The 15,522-nt window shown below is 52.1% G+C and carries 13 protein-coding genes and 1 riboswitch; of the genes, 10 read left to right on the top strand and 3 right to left on the bottom strand.

Annotation, left to right across the window (positions count from 1 at the left end; translation table 11 throughout):
- Positions 1-284 precede the first annotated feature (284 nt).
- The 4 genes from DW082_RS13630 (at position 285) to DW082_RS13615 (ending at position 6,213) form a co-directional block, all read left to right on the top strand.
- Positions 285-638, top strand: coding sequence for a hypothetical protein (locus tag DW082_RS13630; protein WP_118459072.1), 354 nt, complete (start codon positions 285-287; stop codon positions 636-638).
- Between the two features lie 86 nt (positions 639-724).
- Entirely contained in the window at positions 725-1,837 is a 1,113-nt protein-coding gene (locus DW082_RS13625) for an efflux RND transporter periplasmic adaptor subunit (protein WP_118459070.1), read from the top strand.
- Between the two features lie 3 nt (positions 1,838-1,840).
- Positions 1,841-4,942, top strand: a complete 3,102-nt coding sequence (locus DW082_RS13620) for an efflux RND transporter permease subunit (protein WP_118459068.1) — start codon at positions 1,841-1,843, stop codon at positions 4,940-4,942.
- Positions 4,939-6,213, top strand: a complete 1,275-nt coding sequence (locus tag DW082_RS13615) for a TolC family protein (RefSeq protein WP_101571259.1) — start codon at positions 4,939-4,941, stop codon at positions 6,211-6,213. Before DW082_RS13620 ends, DW082_RS13615 begins: the two co-directional genes overlap by 4 nt.
- A gap of 85 nt (positions 6,214-6,298) precedes the next feature.
- On the opposite strand, the gene DW082_RS13610 is transcribed toward DW082_RS13615, so the two are convergent.
- The 3 genes from DW082_RS13610 to crcB form a co-directional block, all read right to left on the bottom strand.
- The gene (locus DW082_RS13610; RefSeq protein WP_101571256.1) at positions 6,299-7,297 is read right to left on the bottom strand and encodes a GGGtGRT protein; all 999 of its coding nucleotides are present in this window, start codon (positions 7,295-7,297) and stop codon (positions 6,299-6,301) included.
- Positions 7,298-7,330: 33 nt separating this feature from the next.
- Positions 7,331-8,023: an iron-sulfur cluster assembly scaffold protein gene (locus DW082_RS13605; protein ID WP_055201943.1), complete on the bottom strand. Its 693-nt coding sequence runs from the start codon at positions 8,021-8,023 to the stop codon at positions 7,331-7,333.
- A 115-nt stretch (positions 8,024-8,138) separates the two neighbouring features.
- Complete coding sequence (gene crcB, locus DW082_RS13600) at positions 8,139-8,516, bottom strand: fluoride efflux transporter CrcB (RefSeq protein WP_055201941.1); 378 nt, start codon at positions 8,514-8,516, stop codon at positions 8,139-8,141.
- 77 nt (positions 8,517-8,593) lie between these two features.
- Positions 8,594-8,663: riboswitch (Fluoride riboswitch) on the bottom strand.
- A 293-nt stretch (positions 8,664-8,956) separates the two neighbouring features.
- On the opposite strand from crcB, the gene DW082_RS13595 reads away from it, so the two are divergent.
- From DW082_RS13595 to DW082_RS13570, 6 genes are all read left to right on the top strand, one after another.
- The gene (locus tag DW082_RS13595; protein ID WP_118459066.1) at positions 8,957-10,093 is read left to right on the top strand and encodes an acyltransferase; all 1,137 of its coding nucleotides are present in this window, start codon (positions 8,957-8,959) and stop codon (positions 10,091-10,093) included.
- Positions 10,094-10,512: 419 nt separating this feature from the next.
- Positions 10,513-11,331 (top strand): site-specific DNA-methyltransferase, encoded by an 819-nt coding sequence (locus DW082_RS13590; protein ID WP_101571253.1) that lies wholly within the window; start codon positions 10,513-10,515, stop codon positions 11,329-11,331.
- A gap of 337 nt (positions 11,332-11,668) precedes the next feature.
- Complete coding sequence (locus DW082_RS13585) at positions 11,669-11,920, top strand: hypothetical protein (protein WP_055201933.1); 252 nt, start codon at positions 11,669-11,671, stop codon at positions 11,918-11,920.
- A gap of 523 nt (positions 11,921-12,443) precedes the next feature.
- Positions 12,444-13,616, top strand: coding sequence for a site-specific integrase (locus DW082_RS13580; protein ID WP_118459064.1), 1,173 nt, complete (start codon positions 12,444-12,446; stop codon positions 13,614-13,616).
- 14 nt (positions 13,617-13,630) lie between these two features.
- Positions 13,631-14,926 (top strand): hypothetical protein, encoded by a 1,296-nt coding sequence (locus DW082_RS13575; RefSeq protein ID WP_118459062.1) that lies wholly within the window; start codon positions 13,631-13,633, stop codon positions 14,924-14,926.
- Positions 14,927-14,937: 11 nt separating this feature from the next.
- Complete coding sequence (locus tag DW082_RS13570; protein ID WP_118459074.1) at positions 14,938-15,321, top strand: hypothetical protein; 384 nt, start codon at positions 14,938-14,940, stop codon at positions 15,319-15,321.
- The last annotated feature ends 201 nt before the right edge of the window (positions 15,322-15,522 follow it).

Genomic DNA, 15,522 nt, shown 5'->3' with positions numbered 1-15,522 from the left:
ACGGCCCGTCCGTCCCTCCCGGAGCCGTAAATATCATCCCCCGTATCCTTCCTTCCGGCTGCGGTTCGCCCGCCGGCGTATAAGGCCCGCGCAGCAGGTCGTCCGCCTTGCCGAACCCCTTAGTTTTATATTGTCGGGGAGGCGACGTCCGCAGCCTGCCGGCTTTCGTCGGACGGACCGAACGGCCGGCGCGGGAATGAATCCGGCGGGATTGTGCCGACAGTTCTTGCCGGAAACGGTGATATATAAAATAAACGATTATCTTTGTACCGGACGTCGAGCGTATGAAGCAGGGACTGGTGAAAATAGCGAAATGGCTGATGGTGGTGCTCTTTATGAGTTACTACTTCAGTACTACGCTTTTTTACCATACCCATCATTTCCAGTGGGGAACCGTTACGCACTCCCATCCTTACATTCCGTTCGAAGGCGGGATGCCTTCGCATTCCCATACGGCCGAACAGTGCGCGACGATCGGTTTGTTGTCGGCAATCGTTTTGTGGATCGCTGTCGCTCCGGCTCTTCTTTTCGCAAGGACGATCGTTACGCCGATTTATGTTTTCTTTTCGCGGTACGTTTCGCACCTTCGTTTGCCTGGCATTTTGCTCAGGGCCCCTCCTGTTTTCATTTGCGGGTGATTTACCGACAGGTTTTCGTAAGTCACGGTTTCTCCGGAAATTCGTTCCGGAGAGGAAAAAGCGTATGTTTTTTATAATTCGAGCAAATGAAAAAAATTATTTTTTCCATTGGTCTTGTATTGCTGTATGCCTGCGCGGACAGGTCGCAGGGGCAGCGGCATGCAGACGACCGGGGAGTCCGGGTGGAGGAAGAGTGCGTCGTGCTGGCGGCGGATTCTCCGATCCGGGAGCGCATTAAAACCCAATCGATTCATTTTTCCGATTACCAGGCTGCGTTTACGACCTCCGGGGTCGTGCAGGCTATTCCGACCGGTTATGCCGAGATCGCCTCGCCGTTTGCCGGGCGTATCGTCAAGTCGTTCGTCCGTCTCGGCCAGCAGGTTGTGCCGGGAAGTCCCGTTTTTTCGATCAGTTCTCCGTCGTTTTTCGAGACAGGAAAGGCTTATTACCAGGCCAAACAGGAGATGGAGCTGGCCCTGAAAAGCCTGAACCGAGAGAAAGACCTGCTCCGTAACAATGTCGGCGTCGCCAAGGAGGTCGAGGAGGCGGAGGTAAACTACGAACTCCGGAAGAAAGATTACGAGAACGCTCTCGCCGCATTGAGCGTGTTCCAGATCGAACCTGAAAAGATGACGTTGGGACAGCCGTTGGTCATTACTTCGCCGATCGCCGGCGAAATCGTGAAAAACAATATCGTTATCGGGCAATATATCAAAGAGGACGCCGGTCCGCTGGCTCTGGTGGCGGATCTGAACAAGGTTTGGGTGGTAGCCCATGTGAAAGAAAAAGATATCCCTCTGATCCGTCGGTTGAATCGGGCGGATATTCGTCTGATGGCGGTTCCGGATACCGTTTTCAGCGGTACCGTTTATCATGTCAGCGAATTGCTCGACGAGGAAACCCGTTCGGTGGAGGTCATTATCGAGTGCGATAATCGTGACCGGCGGCTGAAACCGTTCATGTACGGGACCGTACAGCTGACCGATACGCCGTCGCGCGCGCTGGTGATTCCGACCTCGGCCATCCTGCAGCGGGAGGACGATTGTTACGTGCTGGTACGCGAGTCCGAGGATCGTTACCGTAAAGTCCGGATCTCCGTATCGTCTTCCGACGAGCGGCAGACGGTCGTGTCTTCCGGACTCGGCGATGGCGACAAGGTCGTTACCGAGGGGGCGTTTTACCTGATCGACGCGCGGTAGCTTATGAAAAAGTTGATTTATGAGGCCATTCATCGGCGGGCGCTGATGTTTGTGCTGTTCGGCCTGTTGGCCGTGATCGGCTACTACGCGTGGACTCGGCTGGCTATCGACGCTTATCCGGATATCGCCGACGTAACGGTGCAGGTCGTTACGCAGGTTCCTGGACTGGCGGCCGAAGAGATCGAGCAACAGATTAGCATTCCGATCGAGCGGGCGATGAACGGCCTGCCCGGCCTGCATGTGATGCGGAGCAAAAATACGTTCGGCCTATCGACCGTGATCCTCGTGTTTCAGGACGGGGTGGACGATTATTGGGCCCGGCAGCGCGTGCAGGAGCGGTTGGTGGACGTGGAACTTCCCTACAATGCCGTTCCGGGCCTGAATCCGCTGACTTCGCCGACCGGCGAGATATTCCGTTACGAGGTCGAAAGCGACCGGCACGATCTGCGAGAGCTGACCGACCTGCATAAATGGGTGATCATTCCGCGCCTGAAACAGGTGACCGGCGTGGCGGACGTCAGCAATTACGGCGGGATCACGACGCAGTACCAGATCGAGATCGACCCGCACAAACTCGAACAGTACGGAATTTCGCTCGCCGACGTGGTCGAAAAGGTGGAAAAGAACAACGTCAATGCGGGAGGCAGCATGATTTCGCACGGCGATCTGAGCTATGTGATCCGTGGAATCGGACTGGTCAAAGGGCTCGAAGACCTCGGGAACATCGTGGTCAAGACCGAGAACGGCGTCCCGGTCTACCTGAGCGACATCGGCCGGTTGAAATACGGCAACCTCGAGCGCAAGGGGGTGCTGGGATTTACGGACGATACGCGGGACTATCAGGACGGCGTGGAAGGGATCGTGCAGATGTTGCGCGGACAGACTCCTTCGCAAGTGCTGCAAGGAGTGCACGGAGCGGTCGACGAACTGAACGGCGATATATTGCCCGAAGGGGTTTCGATCCATCCGTTCATGGACCGCACCGACCTGGTCAATACGACGCTGCATACCGTGTCGCATACGCTGTTCGAAGGAATGCTGCTGGTCGTGCTGGTGTTGATCCTGTTCCTGGGTAGTTGGCGGGGCGCGCTGCTGGTGGCCGTGACGATCCCGTTGTCGCTGTTGATCGCTTTTATCCTGATGAAGATTACGGATATTCCCGCCAACCTGCTGTCGCTCGGGGCGATCGACTTCGGGATACTGGTCGACGGGGCGATCGTGATGATGGAGACGATTCTCAAAGGACGTGAAAGTCGTCCCGACGTCGAGCTTTCCAAGGACGGCGTGGTCCGGCGTGCCACCGAAGTGGCGCGTCCGATCCTATTCTCGACGCTGATTATCATTACGGCTTACCTGCCCCTGTTCGCTTTCGAACATATCGAGCAGAAGATGTTTACCCCGATGGCCTATACGGTGGGATATGCGCTGCTGGGAGCGTTGGCCGTCGCGTTGTTGTTGACTCCCGGCTTGGCGTTCCTCGCTTACCGGATGCCGCGCAAAACCTACCGGAACCGGTGGCTCGAAAGGCTGACCGAAGCTTACGACCGCCGGATAAGGAACATTATGAAGCGTCCGAAGCGTATTTTCGCTCCGCTGGCTGCGATTCTGGCCGGGGCCGTCGTGCTTTCCGTTACGGTCGGCAAGGACTTCTTGCCGCCGATGGACGAAGGGGCGATCTGGATACAGGTGCAGCTTCCGCCGGGCATTTCGATCGAAAAGTCGAAAGAGATGGGAGCCGAACTGCGCAGGACGCTGAAACGGTTCGACGAGGTCTCGTACGTGATGACCCAGGTAGGACGCGACGACGAGGGGGCGGAGGCGTTCTCGCTGTCGCACGTCGAATGCGGCGTCGGGCTGAAGCCCTATAATACCTGGAAAAGCGGGCGCAGCAAGAGCGAACTGATCGATGCGATGGCCGTTGAGCTGCAAAAGATGCCGGGGTATTCGGTCGGCTTTTCGCAGCCGATCATCGACATGGTGATGGATCAGGTGGCCGGAGCGCACAGCGACCTTGCCGTAAAAATCTACGGCGAAGACCTGCACGAAACCCGCCGCATCGCCGAGCGGATCGAACAAACGCTCAGGACGGTGCCGGGCGCCGTCGACGTGGCGGTGGATCAGGAACCGCCGCTGCCGCAGTTGCAGATCATTGCCGACCGCGACCGGATCGCGCAGTATGGGCTGAACGTTTCGGATGTGACCGAGCTGATCGAGTTCGCGATCGGAGGAAGCGCCATCTCGCAGGTTTTTGTCGGCAGCAAGTCGTACGACGTGACCTGCCGGCTGAACGAAGAGTACCGGAACACGCCCGAAAAGATCGGGTCGCTGATGCTGACCAACGGCAGCGGTACGAAAATTCCGCTTTCGCAGGTCGCCGAGGTCAGGATGACCACCGGGGCCAGCACGATCACACGGGAGATGAACAGGCGTCACATGACCGTCCGCGTGAACCTGCGCGGCGTGGATTTGAGCACGTTCCTGCGCGATGCGAACCGGGCCATCGCCCGGAACGTGGACTACGATCGCGAAGAATTTCACCTGAAATGGGCCGGACAGTTCGAAAATCAGCACCGGGCTTACGCGCGGCTGGCCTTTGTCGTTCCGCTGGCGCTGTGCATCATGTTGCTGCTGCTGATCGTCGTTTGCGGAAAATTCCGGCAGGCGGCCGTACTGATGAGTGTCGTTCCATTGGCGCTGTTCGGCGGCATGTTGGCCCTGAACGTGCGCGGTATGACGCTGAACGTCTCGTCGGCGGTGGGATTCATCGCGCTGTTCGGCGTGGCGATCCAGAACGGGGTCATCATGATCTCGCACATCAACAACCTGCGCAGGCAGCAGGGGAAGGAGCTGTTCGATGCGGTGGTTTCCGGCGCGCGTCACCGTTTCCGTCCGGTGCTGATGACCGCGACGGTGGCGGTGCTCGGCTTGCTGCCGGCGTCGCTGTCGACCGGGATCGGTTCTGACGTGCAGCGACCGCTGGCCACCGTCATCGTCTACGGACTGTTGTTCGCGACCGTCGTGACGCTGTTCATTCTGCCGGCGCTCTACTACATGGTCGAAAGTTATCATCTCAAACGTAAAAGACCGGAACCGGATCAAGCATGAAAAAGAGAATCATTTTATGGATAGCATTGCTGCCGGGCGTCGCGGCCCAGGCGCAGACGCTCCACCGGACGGAATGTCCGCTGGGGTACGACCAGTACATCGGTCGGGTTTGGCGGGAAAATCTTTCCTATGCCGCCGAGAAGCTGAATGTCCGCATCGCCGATGCCGAGGTGAAAGCCGCGGGCGTATTCAACGATCCGCAGTTCGGCGTCGAGTACGGCAACAACGCCGACCGGCGGATGCAGATGGGGCAGAGCGTGTCGGCCGAGCTGAGCAAGACCTTCTCGCCCGGCAAGCGCGCCGCGCGGATCGACCTGGCCCGCAGCGAACAGGAATTGAGCGGGGCGTTGCTGGAAGACTATTTCCGTAACCTGCGGGCCGAAGCGACGCTTGCCTATCTCGATGCGGTCAAGCAGGCCGAGTTGTTCCGCGTGAAGCAGGACGCTTACGAGAACATCCGCAAACTTGCCGAAGGGGACAGCGTCAAATACACGCTGGGCAAAATTACCCGCGTGGACGATATCCAGAGCGGGCTCGAAGCCGGCATGATGTACAACGAACTGCTTCAGGCGCGTACCGACCTGCACAACGCTTTTTTCGCGCTGAATTTGCAGACGGCGACCTTCGACCGCGATACGCTCTACGTGCCGTCGGGCTCGTTGCACATGCCGGAACGGACGTTCGATCCCGATCGGCTCGTACAGTCCGCGCTGGACAACCGAGCCGACCTGGCCGCCGCGCTGAAAGACACGGAGGTTGCCCGGCGTGCGCTGACGGTAGCCCGGCGCGAACGGAATATGGATTTCGACGTATCGCTCGGTGTGAACCATAATACCGAAGTGCGTAACGAAATCGCTCCGGCGCCGCGTTTCAACGGCGTTACGGTGGGGCTTTCCGTACCGCTGAAATTTTCGAACCTAAACAAAGGTACCGTGCAGGCGGCCAAGTACCGGATCCAACAGGCCGAAGCCCGCTACCGGCAGGCCGAATTGGAGGTGCAGACCGAAGTGTTGCAAAACCTGCGGCAGTACCTTTCGCTGGCCGAACAGGTCAGACGTTACGAAACGGGGTTGCTGGAGAAAGCCAAATCGGTCATCGACGGTAAAATATACAGTTACGACCGGGGCGAAACGCCGTTGCTTGAGGTGTTGAACGCGCAGCGGACTTACGACGACCTGCGGACGGCCTATATCGAGACGTTGTACGACCATGCGGCGGCGCTGGTCGAACTCGAACGCAGCGCCGGCATCTGGGACGTCGTTGTCGAGTGATCGTGCCGGATGCGTCGGTGTCGGTAAAAAGAGGAAGGGCGAACCGTGATCGGTTCGCCCTTCCTCTTTGAAAATTTCGGCGGCGTTACTTCATCGCCTCTTCGATGGCTACGGCGACCGCCACCGTAGCGCCGACCATCGGGTTGTTGCCCATGCCGAGGAAGCCCATCATCTCCACGTGAGCGGGCACCGACGACGATCCGGCGAACTGTGCGTCGGAGTGCATACGGCCCATCGTATCGGTCATCCCGTACGAAGCGGGGCCTGCGGCCATGTTGTCCGGGTGCAGCGTGCGTCCGGTGCCGCCGCCCGAAGCGACCGAGAAGTATTTTTTGTTTTGCTCGTAGCACTCTTTCTTATAAGTGCCGGCTACCGGGTGCTGGAAGCGGGTCGGGTTGGTCGAGTTGCCGGTGATCGACACGTCGACGCCCTCTTTGTGCATTACGGCCACGCCTTCGCGCACGTCGTCCACGCCGTAGCAGCGCACTTTTGCGCGGAGCCCTTTCGAGTACGGGGTTTCCTTGACGATTTTCAGTTCGCCCGAAGCATAGTCGAACTCGGTCTGCACGTAGGTGAAACCGTTGATGCGCGAGATGATCAGCGCGGCGTCCTTGCCCAAGCCGTTCAGGATCACGCGCAGCGGATTTTTACGCACCTTGTTGGCCATTTCGGCGATCTTGATCGCGCCTTCGGCGGCGGCGAACGATTCGTGCCCGGCCAGGAATGCGAAGCACTGGGTCTCTTCGCGCAGCAGGCGGGCGGCCAGGTTGCCGTGTCCGATGCCCACTTTGCGGTCGTCGGCTACTGAGCCCTTGATGCAGAAAGCCTGCAAGCCGATTCCGATCGCTTCGGCTGCTTCGGCTGCGTTTTTGCAACCTTTTTTAAGGGCGATCGCCGCGCCTACCACGTAAGCCCATGCCGCGTTTTCGAAGCAGATCGGCTGCGTCTCCTTGCAGGTGGCATAGGGGTCGATTCCCTTTGCGGCGCAGATCGCCTTGGCGTCCTCGATGCCGTTGATCCCGTATTCTTTCAGTACCGCATTGATATGGTCGATTCTGCGGTCGTATCCTTCAAATAAAGCCATGTTTTTAAATTTTAACGGTTTTTACAAAACGGGTTATTCCTGGCGCGGGTCGATGTATTTGACCGCTTCGGCGAAACGGCCGTACGAACCTTTGGCCTTGGCCAGCGCTTCGTTGGCGTCGACGCCCTTTTTGATCATGTCCATAAATTTGCCGAGGTGGACAAATTCGTAACCGATCACCTGGTCGTCTTCGTCGAGCGCCATGCGGGTGCAGTAACCTTCGGCCATTTCGAGGTAACGGGTGCCTTTGGCCACCGTGCCGAACATCGTTCCCACCTGGCTGCGCAATCCTTTGCCGAGGTCTTCGAGCGAAGCTCCGATCGGGAGTCCTCCTTCGGAAAAGGCCGACTGGCTGCGTCCGTAGACGATTTGCAGGAACAGTTCGCGCATCGCCGTGTTGATGGCGTCGCACACGAGGTCGGTGTTCAACGCTTCGAGCAGCGTTTTGCCCGGCAGGATCTCGGATGCCATTGCAGCCGAGTGCGTCATGCCCGAGCAGCCGAGGGTTTCGACCATCGCTTCCTGGATAATGCCGTCTTTGATGTTCAGCGTCAACTTGCAGGCGCCCTGCTGCGGCGCGCACCAGCCCACGCCGTGCGTCAGTCCCGAAATATCCTTGATCTCTTTGGCGCGCACCCATTTGCCCTCTTCGGGGATCGGGGCGGAGGGATGGTTGGCTCCCTTTTTCACGCAGCACATGTGCTGCACTTCGTGTGAATAAATCATAACGGTAAATTTATGTGTTAAACGTTTTGTGGATGTATTCCGATCCGCGCCGGGCGGCTGCGCAGCGCGGGTATTGTTGCCGTGTATTTCTCCGTTTTTCGCATGACTCGTTCGTTCAAAAGATTTTGACGATCAGATGCCCCAGGCAGGCGGCGGCGAGTCCGAGTCCGAAACTCAGCGTCGTGTAGAGGATAAAATGCAGGAGGTTGCCGTTCTGGAAAAGCGAAAAGTTTTCGTGAACGAACGTGGAGAACGTCGTGAACCCGCCGCACAGCCCTACGGTCAGGAACAAGCGCAGGTCGGGATTCATCAGGTTGCCGCGCTCGAAAATTCCGTACAGCAGGCCGATCGCCAGGCAGCCCAGCACGTTGACCGCCAGTGTCCCGAACGGGAACGACGACCCGGTTCCCCCCTGCACCCAGCGCGCGAGCAGAAAACGGGCGATCCCTCCGATAAAACTACCCATGCCGATAAAAAGGAGCGTCCTCAGCATAAGGCTTCGCTCTTTGACATGGAACGATAAAAGTGTTTGTTTGTTACCGTCATAGCTGATTTGCAAAGTGGATTCGAATTCCCGTAGGTATCATCAGCTCGCCTGGAAAGGCGGCGGTTCAAGGCAGATACCATTGCCGAACTTCGGCGCAAAGATACCTAATGTTAGGTAAAAAGCAAAACCTTGTCCGGTAAAATAGCGTCCGATCCGGATATGGTCCGCATGCGAACCGCGTCTTCCGATTTTGATGCCGGAGCCGGGAATGTTTCGGACGGGAAGCGCTGTATTTCGGTGAGACCGGCGAAAATGGAGCCGGATGGCGGATGTTATCGGAACTTTTGTTTATTTTGTAATGTTTTTGGTCGTGCGGGTCGAACCGAAAGACCGCCGACCGCGCGATTGCATGGTTTTTAATCGTATTCTCAAATATTCGTTTGCTGATGGAAATGCAAGGGAGGGAACATATCGGCTGGATCGACCTGCTGCGTGTCGTCGCCTGTTTTCTGGTGGTTTTGTCGCACTGCTGCGACCCGTTCGTCGCCCGGTTCGATGCCGACCGGGGAGCATTTTTGACCGGGGTATTCACCGGTAGTTTCGTCCGGGCCTGCGTCCCGCTGTTCGTGATGATGACGGGGGTGCTGTTGCTTCCCGTACGCGCGGAGCTCGGGGATTTTTACCGGAAGCGTATCGGACGCATCGTCGTTCCGTTGGTTTTCTGGTCGGTCGTGTTGCCGCTGTCGTATTTCGTTTACCTGAATTACGTCGTTTCGACCGGTAATCCGATGGTCGTCGCCGACGACCATACCCTGGGAGCTACTCTGACCCGGATCTATACCTTTATTTTTAATTTCAATTACGATACGACCCCGTTGTGGTATCTCTACATGCTGGTCGGCCTTTATCTGATCATGCCCGTGATCGGCGCATGGCTGCAGCAGGCTTCCCGAAGGGATATCCGGCTCGTTCTGTACGTATGGGGCGTTACCCTGCTGCTGCCCTATATAAAAATGGTCGCTCCGGCGCTGGGGTATACCGGCAATTACGGCAATATGGGGATTCTCGGTGTTTGCGACTGGAACAGTTACGGAACTTTCTATTACGTGTCCGGGTTCATCGGTTACCTGATCCTGGCCTATTACCTGGCGAAGTACCCGCCGCAGTGGAGCTGGAAGCGTACGCTGGCCGTTACCGTTCCGATGTTTCTGGGCGGCTACTTGATCACTTCGTTCGGTTACGTGCTGACCCAGCAATATTTTCCGGGCGATTACGCCTACCTCGAGATCGTGTGGCTTTTCACCGGGATCAACGTTTTTATGATGACTTTCGCGGTGTTCGTCGTTATCCGCAAACTGAAGGTGCGCGCGTCGGTCTGTCTGTCGCGCCTCGCCTCGCTGACGTTCGGCATTTACTTGTGTCACTTTATTTTCGTGCAGGTGGGATACGATCTGATGGGGACGCTGGATGCGCTTCCTGTGCTGCTACGTATTTTCTGCATCGCGCTTTTTGCCTTCGGGATAAGCTGCGCGTTGGTCTGGATCATGTTCCGGTTTCGCCCGACACGCCGTTTCGTCCGGTAGAGGCGTTCTTCGAAAACGGCTTCGCTTTGCTATCCGGGCGATACCGTGCCGGGACAGCCTGTTCTGGTTCGGTATCGTGCGATCCGGAGAACCGAATCCGTCGGTATCGGGATGATCCCTGTTTTCAACGAACTGTTTCTCTTTCTCGGGATTTCGAAAAGACCGACTGACATTTTTCCCCTTTTCCGGCTTTCGCGTATTGCCATATTTGTTGACGTCTTTTGATCCATACCACGCTGCGGTCGATTTTTTGCCGTCCGGCGGCCGGCTGTGCCTTCCGGGCCGATTTATGGTGAATTTAGACGGAAGGACTGCTTGTTTGAGGTGGTAAAGTGTTTGATTATCAGTGCGTATAAATCAGATGATTCGTTTTGGGACACTCGTGTAAATTTTGTAACTTTGTCGCATAATTAAGCGTTATGAGTGTTATAATTGATATATACCGGGACGACAGCGCAGAAAGATTAAAAAAGATTCCGGACAATTCGGTCGATTTGATCGTAACATCCCCGCCTTACGCGGATCAACGGAAAAAAACTTACGGAGGGATCCATCCCGACCGGTACGTCGAGTGGTTTTTGCCGATCTCGGCAGAGTTGCTGCGGGTGCTGAAGCCTACGGGGACTTTTATCCTGAATATTAAAGAAAAAGTTGTGAACGGCGAGCGCAGTATCTATGTCATGCAACTGATCCTGGCGATGCGGCAGCAAGGCTGGATTTGGACCGAAGAGTTTATCTGGCATAAGAAGAATTCGTATCCGGGCAAATGGCCGAACCGGTTCCGCGATTCGTGGGAACGGCTGCTTCAGTTCAATAAGGAGAAAAAATTCAATATGTACCAGGAGGAGGTGATGGTGCCGATGGGCGATTGGGCGAAATCGAGGCTCAAGAACCTTTCCGAAATCGACAAAAGCAGGGATAATTCGAAAGTGGGCAGCGGCTTCGGTAAAAACATATCCAACTGGATCAACCGGGACAAAGCCTATCCGACCAACGTGCTGCATCTGGCCACCGAGTGCAATAACAAAAATCACAGCGCGGCCTTTCCCGAAGAACTGCCCGAGTGGTTCATTAAGCTGTTTACTCGGGAGGGCGATTGCGTGCTGGATCCGTTCATGGGTTCCGGTACGACGCTTCTTGTTGCCAAAAGAATGAACCGGAATGCGATCGGAATCGAAATTATTCCGGAATATTGCGAGATGGTGAGCGAACGGTTGGACGTGGAGGTTAAAGAGTGAATCGCGGCGCATTGAATCCGGAACGAATACACTGAATTAAAGTGCGGACAGTCGGACTTCGAAAACGAATGAGAAGTTCCGAAATATCCTGAATCCGTATTTGAAAGATCGAATCATCCCGTATCGGTTGGATTGCGGGACGATTCCGTGCGTATATCCTTCAACGAGAATATTGTACCGGAGTCGAAACGGTCGAAAAAACGAATATTTTTAGAATCTAATAACAATATAATTCATAAATTTGTAACAAAAAGTTTATAACCGGACTCCGGTAGGAGACGGGTCGGCCGGAAGAATCGGTGCAATTTAATTCACACTAACCAAAATAGAATATATTATGGAAAAATGTATTATTCCGGGTTGTCCTCACGAAGGAGGAAACCAGCTGGGAATCAGATGTCGCAGGCCGGATACGACGGCCGTTTGGGCTCCGAACTGCAATGTTTTTTTGTGCAACGAACATGCCGAAAGCGGATGTCGCATCGACATCAGGATTACTCCCGCCAACGATGGGAAAATTACGACGAACGTTTCCGTGTCCGGTTGCGACGAGAGTATTTCGCGGGTGACGATGATCCGGCGGAAATAACATGAACGGAATCTGAAAGAGCGAAAAATCCTTATTTTTGCCGCTGTTTCAATATAAAAGCCATGAATCGAATGTGATTTCATGGCTTTTATTTTTCGCAATGTGGTATTCTGCATCTGTTCCGGTTCCGCGTTTTCTTTATCTGCAGAGAAAAGGACTCGTAACATAGGTATAAACGGAAGGAACAGCGCATAATTGCCGGAACAATTATCAACTTTACAAAAAAACGGGCGAAGTTGCGAATGTGTAAGATGAAATTAAGGCTTCGAATAATTGAATATCAATTATTCGAAGCCTTAAAAGTACCCGGAGCCGATACAAAACCTGTCTAATATCATCCAGTTAAAAGAATATATACTGTTAATTATTAGCTATTTAAGTGTTTTAGTGCATTGGTTGTTTTCTCTTATTTTACGCATTTTCCGTTATTTTTTACACCTTTTTTACACCCTGAAATCGGAAATTATTTTATATCTTTACGCCATATAATCAGGACTATACAAATGTAGTAAAATCGGTTGTTATGGCAAAATTGCAAACAAAAACCAAAGAAAATCCAAAATTGATGCAAAAAACGCTGGCCGACGGTCGGCAAAGTTTGTATCTGGAATACTACATGGGCTACAACAAAGTATTCGACGAAAATACAGGCCGGGAACATATCAAGCATATCCGGTCGAAAGAGTTTCTGGGCCTGTACTTGTTGCCGAATCCCCGGACACCCGAAGAACGGCAACAGAACAAAGAAACATTGGCCCTTGCCGCCGAAATCCGCATGGACAAAGAGAAAATATTGATCGCCCGTAAATACGACAAGGCCGCCCCGGTCAAACAAAAAATCAACTTTTTGAATTTTTACGAAGCGTATATCAAAGCCTATACGAAAAAAGATATACGAATGATCGAGGGTGCACTGGGACGTTTCCGGAGTTTTCTTGCCGAATCCTACCCGAATATGCAAACGAACCTAAAGCCTGAACAAATTACCAAAGAGATGATGACAAAATTCGTCGAGTATCTTCAGGTACATTCTAAAGGAGAAGGGGCATTAGGCTATTTTCAACGTTTTAAGAAGGTCGTTAAATATGCCGTCGATCAAGATATTATTTTAAAGAATCCGTGCACGGGTGTTCGGTGTGTTGTCGATGATACTTCATTGAAAAAAGACGTTTTAAGCCTCGATGAAATCAAAATGCTGGCAGACACCCCGTATCAGAATACCGAAGTCCGCCGGGCGTTCCTGTTCAGCCTTTACGCGGGTTTGAGATATTGTGATGTGGTCGATCTGAAATACAGCAATGTGGACTATGCCAATAAGATCATCCGCTTCGATCAGAATAAAACAACGGGCCATTCAAAACAGTCTGTCGTTATTATTCCGTTAAGCAATACGCTTTTAAAACTGATCGGCGAGAAGCCTCTCAAAAATGCTCCCATCTTTACGCTACCGAGCCATACCGGATGCCTCAAGGCTTTGCGGATATGGGTAGCCCGTGCCGGGATCGACAAGCATATCACTTGGCATTGCGCCCGGCACAGCTTTGCGGTCAATTTGCTCGGCGAGTGTCACACGGATATCAAGACCGTCGCATCCTTGTTGGGTCACAGCGGCCTCAAGCACACCGAAAAATATACCCGCGCCGTCGATGCCCTGAAAGAAAAGGCCGTTAATGCTTTACCGGAGTTAGAAATTTAGTAAATTTGGTGTAAATGATGGACAAAATTAAAGATAATCCTTCCTATTCAGCAATCCGGGAGCAACTGAAAGGAGCGAATGCCTTTAGAAAGGCATTAAAAGTTCTTTCTTTTGCCGGGATTAAAAATAAAGAATTAAATAAAATCTTGGATCAAGTTCCAGCCATGCAAAAACAATGGGAAGAACTTACTTCGGCTCCAGACAGATTTAACAAAATATTTTCAGCCTTTGGTTGGATTGCCCATGAATCGATGAATTCTGAATTGATGGAACGAGCAGTAACACTGGCTGAAAAAGACAAGTTCGAAGAAGGGAATAATTTATTGATTAATCATTATTGTTCCGAAGAAATTAAATGGCCGATAACATGGTTAAAGCATATCCCTGCATTCGAAAAACGATATGATCTTATTCTATTAGCCTACAAAGATTCGTTGAATGAGAGATACTATTCAGCCGTACCCCTTTTGTTAATGATTATTGATGGCGGAGTCAATGATATTGATAAGAACAAAGGATTCTTTACTCCATCGACAGATCTTACAGCATGGGATTCCATCGCTGCACACAGTAGCGGTTTAAGTGTCATCCGAAATGTTTTTAATGCGAAACGTAACAAAACGAATACAGATCCTATTTCTTTACCTTACCGAAACGGCATCTTGCATGGGCGTGATATCAACTATGCTAATAAAGAAGTTACGGCAAAATGTTGGGCAACCTTAATTGCTATTCATGATTGGGCAAAAGCAATACAGGAAAAGAGAAAGGCGCCGCCGTCAGCAAAAGAAAGGGTCTCTTTTAGAGAAACTTTAATTAAAGCATCAGAGAACCATAAACGAAATGAAGATATTTCTAGAAGAGTTGAAGCTTGGAAACCTCGTAATATTGTCATAGGGGTAGATATTCCATTTAAAGGGAATGAATCTGATTATGAAGATTCTACACCCGAGATTGAAGCTATCAGATTTGCAATATATTGGCAAAAAAAGAATTACGGAAATATTGCACGACAAATTCATCAATTCTCAAAGAATAAGGAACAGATTCCTACTGAAGCTAAAAGAATGCGCGAAATTTTAAGTAACAAAATATTGCATGATTATTCTTTGAAAAAGATTGAAGACAAAGCCCCAGCCATTTCCGAAGTAACTCTTAATGTAGAGTTTGAGTGTGAAACAGAATTAAAAAATAAAGATATAACGCTACGTTTCATTTGCGAAGGGGAAAATGGCAGACCCGGTATGTTCGGATTTTCCGATTGTAAGTGGCAGTTTATCGACACATTTTTATATAGTCTTGATATGTAATTTTGAGTCAAATGATAAAAATGAATTTTCAGAGTCATTTTTCGTTAAAACAATTTCAAGCACTTGCTGAGTTGTTTAACAATAGTCGGGTGTTCCAACCGGAAGTAGAGGCTAAAACAATGGCTGATTTGTTTTCCTGCAGACTGAAAGCCCCATTAATCGTGCGCAATGCCCGGCTGTTAGGTTTCATTATGAATGAACTGAGCGAGCAATTATTAGTTACGTCTATCTGGCAAACCGTTGCAGATCAGAATAAATGTTTTGTTTCGATAAAAGGGAATCCCATTACACGCAATACTCTTTCAAGTGCGAAGTATTGCGCTGTCAAATTCGACACTGTGCAGAACAGGTCGATCATTCAGGCATACATACAGATTCTTAAAAATGTCAAGTAATTTTTAAAGCCGTTTTCTTTCGTCAGCTACTTGTAGATTGCTCAAAAGAGTGATAATGAGTGAGAATATTTGGACAGAAAGTTTTAAACGATTATATATTTGCCGATGCTAATCATGTTTAACCTAAAACCTTTTTCATGCAAAACGAAATTAGTATCGAGCAACGCTTAGGTAGAATCGAGCAATTGCTCTTGGGACAAA

Source organism: Alistipes sp. AF48-12 (genome assembly GCF_003477565.1).
GTDB lineage: Bacteria > Bacteroidota > Bacteroidia > Bacteroidales > Rikenellaceae > Alistipes_A > Alistipes_A hominis.
This window is presented reverse-complemented; position numbering and strand designations above follow the sequence as displayed.

What these genes read in the sequence shown, in the direction of transcription:
- DW082_RS13615 (WP_101571259.1), top strand. Translation starts at nt 4,939, where the DNA reads ATGAAAAAGAGAATCATTTTATGGATAGCATTGCTGCCGGGCGTCGCG.
- crcB (WP_055201941.1), bottom strand. Translation starts at nt 8,516, where the DNA reads ATGCTGAGGACGCTCCTTTTTATCGGCATGGGTAGTTTTATCGGAGGG.
- DW082_RS13625 (WP_118459070.1), top strand. Translation starts at nt 725, where the DNA reads ATGAAAAAAATTATTTTTTCCATTGGTCTTGTATTGCTGTATGCCTGC.
- DW082_RS13585 (WP_055201933.1), top strand. Translation starts at nt 11,669, where the DNA reads ATGGAAAAATGTATTATTCCGGGTTGTCCTCACGAAGGAGGAAACCAG.
- DW082_RS13595 (WP_118459066.1), top strand. Translation starts at nt 8,957, where the DNA reads ATGGAAATGCAAGGGAGGGAACATATCGGCTGGATCGACCTGCTGCGT.
- DW082_RS13610 (WP_101571256.1), bottom strand. Translation starts at nt 7,297, where the DNA reads ATGGCTTTATTTGAAGGATACGACCGCAGAATCGACCATATCAATGCG.
- DW082_RS13620 (WP_118459068.1), top strand. Translation starts at nt 1,841, where the DNA reads ATGAAAAAGTTGATTTATGAGGCCATTCATCGGCGGGCGCTGATGTTT.
- DW082_RS13570 (WP_118459074.1), top strand. Translation starts at nt 14,938, where the DNA reads ATGATAAAAATGAATTTTCAGAGTCATTTTTCGTTAAAACAATTTCAA.
- DW082_RS13590 (WP_101571253.1), top strand. Translation starts at nt 10,513, where the DNA reads ATGAGTGTTATAATTGATATATACCGGGACGACAGCGCAGAAAGATTA.
- DW082_RS13580 (WP_118459064.1), top strand. Translation starts at nt 12,444, where the DNA reads ATGGCAAAATTGCAAACAAAAACCAAAGAAAATCCAAAATTGATGCAA.
- DW082_RS13630 (WP_118459072.1), top strand. Translation starts at nt 285, where the DNA reads ATGAAGCAGGGACTGGTGAAAATAGCGAAATGGCTGATGGTGGTGCTC.
- DW082_RS13605 (WP_055201943.1), bottom strand. Translation starts at nt 8,023, where the DNA reads ATGATTTATTCACACGAAGTGCAGCACATGTGCTGCGTGAAAAAGGGA.
- DW082_RS13575 (WP_118459062.1), top strand. Translation starts at nt 13,631, where the DNA reads ATGATGGACAAAATTAAAGATAATCCTTCCTATTCAGCAATCCGGGAG.